14 protein-coding genes are annotated in these 12,789 nt (G+C 42.5%); 13 read left to right on the top strand and 1 reads right to left on the bottom strand.

Features of this window, described 5'->3' with window-relative positions:
* Window positions 1–597: 597 nt before the first annotated feature.
* On the bottom strand, window positions 598–1,323 hold the full coding sequence (thyX, locus tag NT178_08440; protein ID MCX5812558.1) for an FAD-dependent thymidylate synthase: 726 nt from the start codon (window positions 1,321–1,323) through the stop codon (window positions 598–600).
* Window positions 1,324–1,556: 233 nt separating this feature from the next.
* On the opposite strand from thyX, the gene NT178_08435 reads away from it, so the two are divergent.
* The 13 genes from NT178_08435 to NT178_08375 all read left to right on the top strand — a co-directional run bounded on the left by NT178_08435 (window position 1,557) and on the right by NT178_08375 (window position 12,676).
* Window positions 1,557–1,775 carry a YwbE family protein gene (locus NT178_08435; protein MCX5812557.1) on the top strand — a complete coding sequence of 73 codons (219 nt, stop codon included), beginning with the start codon at window positions 1,557–1,559 and terminating at the stop codon, window positions 1,773–1,775.
* Window positions 1,776–1,781: 6 nt separating this feature from the next.
* Complete coding sequence (locus NT178_08430) at window positions 1,782–1,976, top strand: uracil-DNA glycosylase (GenBank protein MCX5812556.1); 195 nt, start codon at window positions 1,782–1,784, stop codon at window positions 1,974–1,976.
* A 274-nt stretch (window positions 1,977–2,250) separates the two neighbouring features.
* A complete protein-coding gene (locus NT178_08425) occupies window positions 2,251–3,492 on the top strand; it encodes a type I restriction endonuclease (GenBank protein MCX5812555.1) in 1,242 nt (413 codons plus the stop codon).
* Window positions 3,493–3,617: 125 nt separating this feature from the next.
* Entirely contained in the window at window positions 3,618–3,764 is a 147-nt protein-coding gene (locus tag NT178_08420) for a hypothetical protein (protein ID MCX5812554.1), read from the top strand.
* Between the two features lie 115 nt (window positions 3,765–3,879).
* A complete protein-coding gene (locus tag NT178_08415; GenBank protein ID MCX5812553.1) occupies window positions 3,880–4,290 on the top strand; it encodes a hypothetical protein in 411 nt (136 codons plus the stop codon).
* Window positions 4,291–4,346: 56 nt separating this feature from the next.
* The gene (locus tag NT178_08410) at window positions 4,347–4,706 is read left to right on the top strand and encodes a hypothetical protein (GenBank protein ID MCX5812552.1); all 360 of its coding nucleotides are present in this window, start codon (window positions 4,347–4,349) and stop codon (window positions 4,704–4,706) included.
* 139 nt (window positions 4,707–4,845) lie between these two features.
* A complete protein-coding gene (locus tag NT178_08405; GenBank protein ID MCX5812551.1) occupies window positions 4,846–5,133 on the top strand; it encodes a hypothetical protein in 288 nt (95 codons plus the stop codon).
* Window positions 5,134–5,863: 730 nt separating this feature from the next.
* Complete coding sequence (locus tag NT178_08400; protein ID MCX5812550.1) at window positions 5,864–6,643, top strand: AAA family ATPase; 780 nt, start codon at window positions 5,864–5,866, stop codon at window positions 6,641–6,643.
* Window positions 6,640–7,383 (top strand): lysophospholipid acyltransferase family protein, encoded by a 744-nt coding sequence (locus NT178_08395; GenBank protein MCX5812549.1) that lies wholly within the window; start codon window positions 6,640–6,642, stop codon window positions 7,381–7,383. The genes NT178_08400 and NT178_08395 overlap by 4 nt, the downstream gene beginning before the upstream one ends.
* A gap of 32 nt (window positions 7,384–7,415) precedes the next feature.
* On the top strand, window positions 7,416–9,452 hold the full coding sequence (locus NT178_08390) for a DNA translocase FtsK 4TM domain-containing protein (GenBank protein MCX5812548.1): 2,037 nt from the start codon (window positions 7,416–7,418) through the stop codon (window positions 9,450–9,452).
* A 60-nt stretch (window positions 9,453–9,512) separates the two neighbouring features.
* Complete coding sequence (locus NT178_08385) at window positions 9,513–10,181, top strand: outer membrane lipoprotein carrier protein LolA (protein MCX5812547.1); 669 nt, start codon at window positions 9,513–9,515, stop codon at window positions 10,179–10,181.
* A 53-nt stretch (window positions 10,182–10,234) separates the two neighbouring features.
* Window positions 10,235–11,068, top strand: coding sequence for a DNA repair protein RecO (gene recO / locus NT178_08380; protein ID MCX5812546.1), 834 nt, complete (start codon window positions 10,235–10,237; stop codon window positions 11,066–11,068).
* 90 nt (window positions 11,069–11,158) lie between these two features.
* Complete coding sequence (locus NT178_08375) at window positions 11,159–12,676, top strand: PAS domain S-box protein (protein ID MCX5812545.1); 1,518 nt, start codon at window positions 11,159–11,161, stop codon at window positions 12,674–12,676.
* Window positions 12,677–12,789: the final 113 nt, after the last annotated feature.

The raw sequence follows: 12,789 nt of genomic DNA, 5'->3' as shown, positions 1-12,789 counted from the left end.
GGTGTAGCCCGGTGTTTTGCCGAAGTGCTTCACGCTGTAATGGCGCTTGCCGATATCCAGTATTCGGGCATCCGATTTTTCCGGATCCCTTGGCCGCATATACATCGTGTTTCTTTGGTCTAAGCGTCCCACTTCTCCTGACCCTATCTTTGCCCTGAGCTTAGCCATACGACCTCCCCGTGATTTAGTTGACCTTCTCTTCGCCACATCATATATACCCACTACTTGTACATTCGGCACGGGGGAAAGTCGATCCATACGTGGCAAATGTCAAATGGTCGAAACGACTTACCATTTCAACTCCGCGCCGAAGGACATACATAAATTATAGAGAATCTTCTTTGCAGTTCAAGACATATTTTGTCATGACTTGATAACAATCCGTTTCCCGGATGAGGTACGGGTACCTCTTGCGCTCCAGGCACTCGAAGTATCGGATGGCCCCTGATTTGTAAAAGACCCGGAGAGGACTAAAGCACAAACCATGGAATCACCCTCGGCTTCCTTCCCGGGCCAGTCGAGTAACACTCACTACTTGGGTACCCGGACGAAGTTAACGAAGTTATATGAATGAAGGCAAATTGGTATCAGTCAGTTTTATTCGACAGATAAACGCTGCCGTACTTCATCCGTTTTCCCGCATGTACGGGAACCTTCCGGGCACTTCCCTTTAAGGCAGGGAGGCCCTCCATAACGAAAAATGGCAGGTGCAAGGGGTCTTGCGAGCCTTAACATGAGATATGCCATTTCACGAATCTCCCACTGTGCGCGGTTGCAAAGTCGCATACTGAAAAAATGGAGAAGTTCCCGTGCATTCATGGTAATGATAATCTTCGTTTCCGTTGCATTAGGCAGGACAAAACGTGCATCTTCCCGTGCGGACTCGATACTGCACCCTCTTTCCCTCAGTTTTTCAACGATATATCTGTATGACCTGCCCGTCTCCTCCATGAGGCGTTCAAAATGGACACTGAGCTCATTGTCTTCCTTGATCATCGGAGGAATAACATAGGAGAACCCGTCTTCCTCCCCCACATATCTTTGGGACTGCTGACTATATGATGCAAGACGGTGGCGGACGAGCTGATGCGAACATGCGCGCGATATTCCCTCGACAGCGAAGGTAAAGGAGACATGTTCAACAGGGCTTAAGTGTCCCACTGCGATAAGTTTTTCAAGGAAGGCAGATTGATCGTCTTTTCCGGTGTCAGAGACAACCTGTTCAACATCTGCCGGACTGTAACAGAGCCTTGCCGCAACACTGATTGCCCTTTCAGGGTCAGGTGTATGGCTTATGAGTATTACCTTCAAATGTGTTTCCATGAATGCCCCTGTTGTTCTTATGTCAATTTGCCTTCAATCTTATAACTTTGTTAACTCGTTCTATCTCTGAATCCGAATTGGTATTATGTGTGCTTTGGTCGTCAGACCGCAATGCATTATTTGTATTATAAAATACAGATTTTTGCAATATACCGGGGGCGTTATTGTCCATCCTTTTCATTGCAATTATCTCGATATTGCCGGTATATTATCTTCTGGAAAGGAGAAACTGTATGGATGGAACAAATCGGTCTGATATAACGCCGGGGATAAAGGTTGCCATAGTGCTGAAAAAAGATCAGCGCACAGGCACACTGACAGAAGGAGTTATAAAAGATATTCTGACTAAATCACCCCGGCATCCGCATGGAATAAAGGTACGACTGGAAAGCGGGGAGATAGGGCGGGTTAAGAAAATACTTAATCGCATTGCAACAATTGCCAGGAGTTGAAGGCCTATGGACAGCAAGGATATCGACTGTAAAAAGTGTAGGCACTACTATATAACCTGGGACAGAAAATTTCCTTACGGGTGCAAAGCCATTCAATTCAAATCTGCCATGGCGCCTTCTCTCGAAGTTTTTGCTGCCTCCGGCATTGCCTGCCTGCGTTTTGAAGAAAAAACAATTAAACCGCAAATGGATAAAAAATAAGGTTCATCCGGTTCAAGCATGCTTCTTGAAAGTCACGCTTCGCGGTTTTTGCCTAATACACTGACAACTTCCTCTTCTAAAGAAAGTTTCTATCATAATCCTCCTAATATGCAACATTACAAAAGTTAATGGAACTCTTTGAAAAGATTTTGAGTTGTGATACAATTGAAATTGTAAGAAAATAAAGAACATATTTGGAAAGAAGTTCTCATTTAATGCTTCGCCTTTTAAAAAAATGTAATTAAAATGTGCACGAAGAGTATTTGCTAATATTATGCTGAATAAATTTTATGAGTTATTCGAGAATCTTAATTCTAACAAAAACATAATCTCCTTTAATGAAACACAAACTAAACAGACAATAATATTAAAAATCCTCCATATATTGGACTGGGATATATTTAACTCAGAGGAGGTAGCACCTGAATTTTTCACTCATGGAAAGAGAGTTGATTATGCACTAAAACAAGGGGGGCACATAAAAGTCTTTGTAGAGGCCAAGCGGGCAGGAGAAGATTTGGATAAACATCAGGAGCAGCTGTTGCAGTATGCTTTTCAAGAGGGTGTTGAACTGGCAGTTTTAACGAACGGGATTACTTGGTGGTTTTACCTTCCTCTGCAAAGAGGAAACTGGAAGGAAAGAAAATTTTGCTCGATTTGTATTGATGACAAAAGTCAAGATTCCAGCACGAAAGTTACAAAGTTTGTGACATTTCTCTCGAAAGAGCAAGTTAAAACTGGCAAAGCATTATTAGACGCCGAAAACGAACACAAAATAAAGTTGGCAACCAAGGACTTGCCATTAATAGCTGACAATATAAAAGGCCTATTTCCAGAAGAATTCTCGAATCAGGGACTGTCCAAAGACGAGACATTTATCGACTTTATTTTGGACGAAGCAGCAAAATTACACGGGGTCATGTTAAATAAAAGTGATGTCATTCAATGGTTACAGAGCGAAGATAAAAAAACAAAAGCCACGGTTGTAAATAAAATCTATAATGAAACAAACATCCATAGCAACAGATTAAATAAGATGAGATATCTTGAAAAGATTAAGACAATTAAATCTCGACATGCACCTTCAGCGAGGTTCACAAATTCTTTAAAAAAGCTATATGACATTATTGTTGAGATTGTAGCAGAAACTGGAAGCAACAGTTTGAGCGGCGATACTATTTCTAAAAAGTACAAAGAAAAATACCATATGCCAAAATCTTCTTCATTGCCTATATTGCCTACAGATGTATGTTATAACATGGTAAATTTAGCCGACCAAGAAACCAAATTTTTAATATACCATGGCATGAAAAACTTTGAATTCGTGGATATTCACTATGTAAACGATGGAGAAGAAAAAATTGCATGGACTCTAAGAGGTAGAGATTTGCCCGAAATATTGAAAGGCAATACCTACGATATAGGTATTTATAGAAACGGCCATTTTTTGTGGAATGAAGAAGAATTGAAAAAACTAAGTGATGACATTTTACTGGAATCTGAAAGTTTGAAATGAAAAACTTTGTCATCATATAGTTTCTCACACGTAATTTCAAGATTGATTCGGTTCAAAAACAGTGCCTGCGATGTACTTCCTGAAATCCGTACCTTGCGGCTCTTGCCCGAAATACGACATTACAGATGGCATTAGAAAGGCTGTCGAAGGTTTTGCTGGGGTTTACGATCACAGTGGGTTGGCTTGAATTAGCTCATGTTTTTTCACGAAAAGAATCCCTTGACAATCTTATAAGACAGCGAGAAAATGGAAAGAAAAAGGGCTGGACATGACATGATAGGAAGAATTTATTGGCTGGGATATTTACTTATTGAACGTTTCCACCTCCATATTGAGGAATTGAATCCATCCGATATTTACCCCACCCAGTAAGAGGAGAAATTGAAAATGAATCTTAAAATTCCAGTAAATCGAATGATAACGAAACCTAATAAATTTGATGAGTTTTATTGCACGCAGTGTCAATTATCAATAAATAGACTGAAAGAAATGGCTGAAGTTAATGGAAGTAAAGAAATGTTTACAACACTACGGGGAAATCGCTGGATGAATATATATGAGATTACTGATGATGGCTTTTTAATAATGAGAAGATCAACGGGTAAACTCACATGGAAATTAGATCTTCATATTTTATTTCGTGTACATGATTTGGTGCACGAGGGAGCTGTAGATCTTGATTCTCACGAAATAGATTCGGTCGAGATTGATGACGTCAAAAAAGTTACAACATGGGGTGGCTACATTGCTGCGTTGCTTAAGCATCTAAAATGTAACAAGGTAACAAAAAGGGAATGAAACCCACAAAAGAGAAGCTGTGTTAATGTTATGTGAAAGGATTAAGGAGGTGATTCATGAACCCGATCCTGGAAGCATTAAAGCGGGAACTTGCAGATAAGTACATTAAGGACCCCCAGCAAAAAGAGAGATTTCTCACAAAAGCCACACAATTCAAAATGTGGGCAAACTACATAGCAGCTTTTATCCTGACAAAAAAAGGTTATAAGGAGTTTCATATAACCGACATTAGACAGGAACTGAGGAGACAGCTTGGCGACCTCTACGACGAACCGGGAGCGAAGGAATCAGCTTTGTTAACCCAAGACATGGCTGACACATCAAACTGGCATTTTGGATATCCATGTCTGGAAAGGGTAGATGGGAAGCGAGGCTATTATACATTTATTGGATTTCCGAAAGAGCGACAACATTGACGATTTATATGAAAAAGCGTAGCACGCCCGGGTGCAACTAATCGACCATGGAGCATGCTTCTGACTGACCCGTTGTGTGCACTGAAAGTTATTATGCTGACAAAACTTATTACAGCATATAAATTTCATTAGAGGAATTATGATTAGTTTCAATATTATTGAGGTTGACACTGATAAAGCAAAGCTTAAAAACATACTTAGGAAGATAAGATCCGCGATTGAAGCTAATGCTGATGAAGGAACCTTTTCTGATTTTGGCTTGACTGTCTTCGGATATGACCAAATTCCCAAATCGGAGTGGTACGAATTGGAACTAATTTTTGATGTGGGCAGCAGAGAAGTAAGACTTAGCGATAATGGTGATTTTATTTATATTGAAATTTGCGATGATGATGACCCCTATATGAAAGACATTTACGAATCATAGTCTATAAGTCATTCCCCTTTTTGTTCTCCCGATGTTGTCAAACGTTATTTTCCATTACTATCCGTAATTCTTGTTTTCAGGAAACCACGAGGCTCACACTTCGAGGTGTTAAAAATAATCATCCCGGAATGGACCGGGGGATAAGCGTTTCTTCATGTAATTCTTGCCTTTAGGAAACTGCGCAGTTGCGGTGCTTGCTTGCGTAAGTCAGTAAAGGCTCGATTCAACAGGTTATCAACTCAAAAATAAGCCTGAACCGGATGAACCAAAAAAACCCGATATAATATATCCCAAATTCTTAATGCAATACCACGCGTTTAAAAGCGCCACCTATAAGCGGGTACGAACCTGTAAAAAATGACCTAAATCACATCATATCATGGCCGGAAGAACTTTTTGTGACTCGCGAATCGAGCACAATTGGGTATCTCACTCGACGAGGATGAATGTCCCGAAGGGCAATCTGCACTGTTTGAGGAGGAACGACGAGTTCGCAGATTGAATGAAATCCGAGTCGATAGTGGGTAATTGAGCGCAGTTTGAGCAGGGAGCAAAATAGTGTTCCAGCCACACCACTGATTATTTCACAGGTTCTACCCGGGAGACAGCAACAAGCCCCAGAAATGGCGGAGTGCGAGGAGGAGGCAACATGATGTAAAATAGTTTGCTAACAAGTCAGATATTCACTATAATACAAAATAAAAATTATGGAAATAAATAGCGGTGCATTATGAAGATTGCCATATCAGGTAAAGGTGGAGTGGGAAAAACAACCCTCGCAGGGGTAATGGCAAGGGCACTGGGGGAACGGGGATTTAGGGTACTTGCAATAGATGCTGACCCTGATTCTAACCTGGGGAGCGCCATAGGTTTTACGACGGATGAATTGAAAGGGGCTGTTCCGCTGGCACAGATGGAGGAATTCATCGAGGAGCGGACAGGCGCGAAAAAAGGGCAGTACGGCTCATTTTTTAAACTGAACCCCATGGTTGATGATATACCCGACAGGTTTTCTGTTGAAAAAGGCAACGTCAGATTGGTTGTCCTGGGAAATATAGTTCAGGGAGGCGGCGGGTGTTTTTGCGCAGAAAACATACTTTTAAAGAGCTTGCTCTCCTATGTGCTGATCGAGCGGGATGAATACGTGATTGTGGATATGGAAGCAGGACTCGAGCATTTGGGCAGGGGTTCTACGGCTTATATTGATGCGCTGATCGTTGTTGTGGAACCGGGTAAGAGGAGTTTTCAAACAGCACATCAGACAAAAAAACTTGCCGCTGATCTTGGGATAAGAAATATATTTACTGTTGGAAATAAGGTGATGAACGATGCCGACCTGGAACTGATCAAGGAGAACCTCGATGGTTTGTCGCTTATCGGTTGTCTGGGATATAACGGGAAGGTGCTGGAGGCTGATAAGCAGGGCATATCTCCTTACGATATAGACGCGCAGATCAAAGCGGAAACCGTAAAAATTATCGATAATCTTGAGAAGGCCATAAAATTATGAGAAGAATCGTTGCTGCCATAAGCCTCGTATTTTCCACTATTTTTCTCTCAATAATTGCCCTTACAGGTTCTCTTTTTTACAACAAAGGCTTGGTAATTCATAAACTTTCACATTTTTGGGCTTTTCTCCATCTGAAGGTGTGCGGCATCAAGGTTTTGTCAAAAGGAAGGGAAAATCTGTTGAAGCCACCTTATATAATTATGTGTAATCATCAGAGTGCCCTTGACATATTTGTGCTCTACATTGCGCTTCCTTTTATGTTTAAGTGGGTTGCAAAGAGACAACTCTTCTCCATTCCTTTTGTGGGATGGATCATGAAAAGGGCCAGCTACGTCAGTCTCGACAGGGAAAATCCACGGGAAGGGCTAAGGGCAATAAATGATGCAGCACTAAAAATCAGCAAAGGTATGAACATTATCGTATTCCCCGAAGGTACCCGAAGCAAGGACGGGAAGCTTCTTCCCTTTAAAAAGGGGGTGTTTTCCCTTGCTGTCCGCGCCGGTGTTCCTGTAATCCCGATAGGAATTAGCGGGACGAGCATGTTGCAGCCAAAGGGTAGCCTTATGCCGAAGGAAAAAGGGGTAATATATGTTAATATAGGTAAACCGATACTTATCATCGGGGATAAAGCCTCGGAGAAGGCAAGGGTCATGGATGAAGTAAGGGCATCTATTGAAAGGCTGATGGCAGATACTGGAGGCATATTGATAGATTCCCACGGGCAAACCCATGGCACATGACAGGGGGAGCAAAATTCAGGGCAGGATAGAATATGTCTGGAGAGTTTAAAAAGGAAATATTAGGCATCGGGCTTCTCGGCGTGTTTATATTTTTGCTTGTCAGCCTGCTTTCATACTACCCCCTTGACCCCTCTTTTAACACCCTTGCAGAAGGTGCTGCAAAAAACCTTTGTGGAAAGGTCGGCTCTTATATTACAGACATCCTTATCCAGTTGTTCGGGATGCTAAGCTATCTCCTGCCGGCAATAACACTCCTGTTTTCTGTGTTCTACCTGAGGAAAAAGGACCCGCCTCACATCCTCGTGCTTTCATCAGGGCTTGTGCTCCTGTTTCTGTCAATGTCGGTCATTTTACAGCTCATGGTAGGAAGGCTGCAGATTAAGGGGGTTGTCATTCCCTTTTCCGGTTTTCTTGGCCTTCTGCTTGAGAAAACCCTGGTAAATCTCTTTAGTTATTTCGGCAGTTACCTTATCTCTGCCATCCTTTTTTTGATTTCAATTTTTCTGATTGTTCAGGCGCCGATGCTTTCCCTCCTTGAAATGCGTATTGCAAGGAGAAAATCAGTAGAGCACAGGAAAGAGATTAAAGTAGCGGAGGAAAAGCATCCGGAGCCGAAGGCAGAGAAAAAGGCAGTTCAGGAGTCTTTTGAGTTTTTTAAAGATATCGGTCCCTATAAGCTTCCACCTGTTTCTCTTCTCGATACCATAGAGAAAAAAGAAGTAAAAATTGACAAAGAAAGTATACAGCTCAATGCAAGCATTCTTGAGAAAAAATTGAAAGACTACGGGATTAACGGAAAGGTCTCAGAGGTAAAGCCGGGCCCGGTAATAACAATGTACGAATTTGAGCCTGCCCCTGGTATAAAGGTAAGCAGAATTTCGAATCTTGCCGATGATCTGGCAATGGCTCTAAGTGCTGTGTCAATAAGGATTATAGCGCCGATTCCGGGGAAGGCTGTTGTAGGTATAGAAATACCGAATAAAATACGGCAGACGGTATACTTCAGGGAGATTGTCGAATCCGAACTGTTCGGTTCATCTCAGTCTTATCTGACCCTTGCGCTGGGAAAGACAATATCGGGCGAGCCCTATGTGGCAGAACTGACCAAGATGCCCCATCTCCTTGTTGCCGGCTCCACCGGCTCCGGTAAAAGCGTATCACTTAACAGCATGATATGCAGCATTCTTTACAAGGCTACCCCGGTCAATGTAAGGTTTCTCATGATTGATCTGAAGATGCTTGAACTTTCCTTTTATGACGGCATACCACACCTCCTTCTTCCTGTCGTTACGAACCCTAAAAATGCAAAGACGGCATTGCGGTGGCTCATAGACGAGATGGAGAGAAGGTACACGATGATGGCGGAAATGGGTGTACGGAGCATAGAGAAGTATAATCAAAAAACGGCGAAACTGGAGCGGGAGCAGGGACAGGATGTGCTGCCCTATATTGTAGTTGTCATAGACGAGCTTGCCGATTTGATGATGGTTTCTACGCGGGAAGTAGAAGAATATATAGCAAGGCTTGCGCAGATGGCCAGGGCATCGGGTATCCATCTGATCCTTGCTACACAACGGCCATCGGTAGATGTACTGACAGGTATTATCAAGGCAAATTTCCCGGCCCGTATATCATGCCAGGTATCATCAAAGGTGGATTCAAGGACTATCCTCGATGCAAACGGCGCTGAAAGCTTGCTTGGATATGGAGATATGCTCTTTATGAGCCCGGGGCTCAGCAAACTTCAGCGAATTCACGGTCCCTTCGTGTCGGAAGGTGAGATAAAGAGGATAGTAGGGTTTCTGAAAGAACAGTCAACGCCTTTATATCAGAATGAGATACTGGAGGAAAAGGAAGAAAAGGCAGATGATGACGAAATAGATGACGAGAAATACAAAGAAGCAGTGGAGTTTGTTGTAGATAAAGGGGAGGCATCCATAAGCATGGTTCAGAGGAGGTTCAGGATCGGGTACAACAGGGCTGCCCGGATTGTGGAGAGGATGGAGAGGGATGGTGTTGTCGGTCCTTCTGACGGGGTTAAACCAAGAGAAGTTTTTAGGAAACAGTGAAAATAAACCACCAGGCATAATATGAAAAAGAGGCTCTTTGAGTGTGATTTTATTTTTTTGATGTTTACAATACTTTGTTTATGCACTTTTGTGACAGGTGTTTCAGGGGAAACACCTCAAGTTCCGATTACGCAAGGTAGAAACGAAGTTAAAACTGATGTGAAGCATACTTCCCCCTTTGATTCAATTGAAAAGACATATACAGAGATAAATACCCTGACTGCGCAATTCCACCAGAAAATCGTCATTTCGAGTCTGAAGAAGGAAAGGGTGTTTGACGGGAGCTTCCTTTACAAGAGACGTAAGGGTTTCCTCTGGCAGTATGCGTCGCCGAAAGGAAAGTACTTTCTCTATGACGGGAAGTATATCTGGCAAGGGGAAGATGAAAAACCTTTTGTGCAGAAAAACAAGGTAAACAAAGATAGGACAGACGGTACATTTCTGGACCTTATAGAAGACATATCCAAATTGGATGAACTTTTTAACCTGAAACAACGTGAAAAAGCAGGGGATACGGAAGCGCTTGAACTACTCCCTAAAAAAGACAGTACAATAAGGCTGGCAAAGGTCTGGATAGACAGGCAAAACATGGTTAGAAAAATAGAGTTGCACGAATTTACAGGGAATATTAACACAATCGAGTTTATATCCATAAAGGTAAATCAGTCCATAGAGGATACGAGGTTCATGTTTAAACCTGACAAGCAAAAAGAAATTATAGAGCGATGAATTCTATCGGGAAAAGCAAATGAGGGAAGGGGAAGGGGTCTGCCCTTTGATCCTTGACGGCGTCTGTTCCGTCAAAGTCAAGGGCTGACCCCGATTTTACGATGGGACTGCACAAAGACGAGGCAATAATTCTTTCAAAGAGGGCATACGGGGAGTCGGATAAGATCCTGCGGCTATTTACCCTGTTATCCGGGAAGATTTCTGCAATTGCAAAAGGGGCCGGTAAAAGTCAGAAGCGCTTCATGAATACCCTTGAGCCGTTCAATCATATAAGGGTTGAGTATTTTGAAAAACAGGCCAGGGGGATGGTAAGGATTGATAATGCCGATATCATAGATACCGGCAGCGGTATGGAAACAAGCCTCAAAAAGGTATCTACTGCCGCCTTTTTTGTGGAGTTTACTGATAGGCTTACTAAGGAACGGGAGAGAAACACCGACCTTTTTTATAATTTGAAAGATATCCTGGGAAAGCTGAAGCACAGTGAATTTTCCTATGCAGACATTCTTCACCATGAGCTTAAAATGCTGGAAATATTGGGTTATATACCTAATTTTATCGGCTGCGTCTATTGCGGCAAGGTTATTCCGGATGAACATAAAATCCATTTTTCAAGCGAAAGGGGGGGCGTCCTCTGCCCTGCCTGCTCAAGGGCTATCCCGCACAGGACCTATTCAGGGGGCACTATTCCGAGGCTTGTCTCCATCGGCAACAACCATAACGGTTCGGTGTTTGAGGTTCACGATAGCAAGGGGCCTTCAGATGCATACATCCCGGAGGAAACGAAGCGCTTTGAAAAGGAAGTTCGTGAGATCATGGAGAGTTTTATCTCTTTTCATCTTGATGTCGAATTCAAGTCGTATAAGATATTGAAAAGCCTTATCTAATATGGCTTTTCGATCTACCTGCCAAGCCATCTGATCCATATAAATATATACTTCTTGACCAATAACTCTTATAAGGATACAATTTCCACCGTGGATCTTGTAGAAATCCTTCAAAGACACAGGGAAAACATCATTGAGGAATGGGTAAATTTCCTGCATACATGCGCCAGCAAACGCTACAGGGAGCGGCCACTTGAGGAACTGTTTATCAGCGTATCCGCAGCCTACGATGCATCCTGTGCAGTATTGACATGCAATGATTTTTCCATGATAGATTGTCATATCCAGTGGATCACCAATATCCGCCTACAAGGCAGTTTTTCCCTGTCTGAGGTCCAGAACGCCTACGAGCTTTTCAGGACAGGTCTGCTTCCCGTACTTGTAAAGGAATTGAAAGGACCTATACTGCAGGATGTTCTGCAGAGACTAAACACATGTCTGTTTTATACCATAACAAAGTTCAGCGACTATTATCAATCTTTGCATGAGAGGCAGATAAAGGATTACGCACAGAACCTTGAAGGAGAGGTGGAGAAGAGGACAAAGGAGCTTGCCGAGTCCGAATCAAAATACCGTGTCCTTGTTGAAGACATAAACGACGGGTATTTTGTAAATCAAAATGGAAAAATAGTGTTTGCAAATCAGGCTTATTGCGATCTGCACGGTATTGCACCTCATGAGATGATAGGAAAGTCTTATACTGAACTGGTAACGCCGAAATCATTGCCTGTGGTGCGGCGGTTGTACGAAAGGAGAATGTTAGGCGAAGATTCGGAAGAGATGTATATCTATTTCAGACGTCATAAGGACGGAAGCAGCCTGTCGACGGAAAACAAGGTAAAGCGCATTCTTTATCAGGGTGAATATGCTGTTGCGGGCATCTGCCGGGATATTACCGAACGAATGGAAACAGAAAAAAGGATACGTGAATCGGAACGCCTTGCCCATATCGGAAAACTCACCACTTCGCTTGCCCATGAGATAAGGAATCCCCTTTCATCGGTAAAGATGAATATCCAGATAATTCTTAAAAACACGGAATTTAACGGTAATGATAAAAGACGTATGGAAATAATAGCCAATGAGATATCAAGACTTGAAGGGATTCTCAATGAGATGCTCGATTTTGCAAGACCGGTTCGGTTGAATCTTGAACCTGCCTCAATAAACGAAGTCATTGACTCCTGTCTTGAAATGATGGAGGTAAAAATCAGGGAAAAAAACATAGCTGTCGTAAAAAGGTATTCGAAAAAGATCCCTCTCGTCTCAGTGGATCATGAAAAAATGGAACAGGCAATCATCAATATATTGCTAAACTCTGTTGAGGTATTACCGGATAGGGGCAGGATAGAGGTTGTGACAAAACAGACACTGAGAAACAACAAGGCAATAAAGATCGAAATCTCCGATAACGGGCCTGGGATAAGCACATCGGATCTCCCGTATATTTTTGACCCATTTTTCAGCAACAAAAAGAAGGGGACCGGTCTCGGTCTTTCGAATGTGAAAAAAATAATAGAGGCACATGGCGGGGCAGAAAAGGTGACTTTAAGAAAACCGCAGGGCATACGTTTTTCTTTTACAGTGCCCTTCAGGGAGATAAATTGAAGAGAAAAAAAATACTTATCATAGACGATGAACATTCTTTGCTTGAATCCCTGGACATGTTCCTCACTGAAAAGGGCTACACAGTGCAATGCGCTACCACAGCAGCAGAAGGG

This window comes from Pseudomonadota bacterium (assembly GCA_026388255.1).
In the GTDB taxonomy this organism is placed as follows: Bacteria; Desulfobacterota; Syntrophorhabdia; order Syntrophorhabdales; family Syntrophorhabdaceae; genus JAPLKB01.
This window is presented reverse-complemented; position numbering and strand designations above follow the sequence as displayed.

What these genes read in the sequence shown, in the direction of transcription:
- NT178_08405 (MCX5812551.1), top strand. Translation starts at nt 4,846, where the DNA reads ATGATTAGTTTCAATATTATTGAGGTTGACACTGATAAAGCAAAGCTT.
- NT178_08400 (MCX5812550.1), top strand. Translation starts at nt 5,864, where the DNA reads ATGAAGATTGCCATATCAGGTAAAGGTGGAGTGGGAAAAACAACCCTC.
- NT178_08435 (MCX5812557.1), top strand. Translation starts at nt 1,557, where the DNA reads ATGGATGGAACAAATCGGTCTGATATAACGCCGGGGATAAAGGTTGCC.
- NT178_08425 (MCX5812555.1), top strand. Translation starts at nt 2,251, where the DNA reads ATGCTGAATAAATTTTATGAGTTATTCGAGAATCTTAATTCTAACAAA.
- NT178_08415 (MCX5812553.1), top strand. Translation starts at nt 3,880, where the DNA reads ATGAATCTTAAAATTCCAGTAAATCGAATGATAACGAAACCTAATAAA.
- NT178_08390 (MCX5812548.1), top strand. Translation starts at nt 7,416, where the DNA reads ATGTCTGGAGAGTTTAAAAAGGAAATATTAGGCATCGGGCTTCTCGGC.
- thyX (MCX5812558.1), bottom strand. Translation starts at nt 1,323, where the DNA reads ATGGAAACACATTTGAAGGTAATACTCATAAGCCATACACCTGACCCT.
- NT178_08395 (MCX5812549.1), top strand. Translation starts at nt 6,640, where the DNA reads ATGAGAAGAATCGTTGCTGCCATAAGCCTCGTATTTTCCACTATTTTT.
- NT178_08420 (MCX5812554.1), top strand. Translation starts at nt 3,618, where the DNA reads ATGGCATTAGAAAGGCTGTCGAAGGTTTTGCTGGGGTTTACGATCACA.
- NT178_08385 (MCX5812547.1), top strand. Translation starts at nt 9,513, where the DNA reads ATGTTTACAATACTTTGTTTATGCACTTTTGTGACAGGTGTTTCAGGG.
- NT178_08430 (MCX5812556.1), top strand. Translation starts at nt 1,782, where the DNA reads ATGGACAGCAAGGATATCGACTGTAAAAAGTGTAGGCACTACTATATA.
- NT178_08410 (MCX5812552.1), top strand. Translation starts at nt 4,347, where the DNA reads ATGAACCCGATCCTGGAAGCATTAAAGCGGGAACTTGCAGATAAGTAC.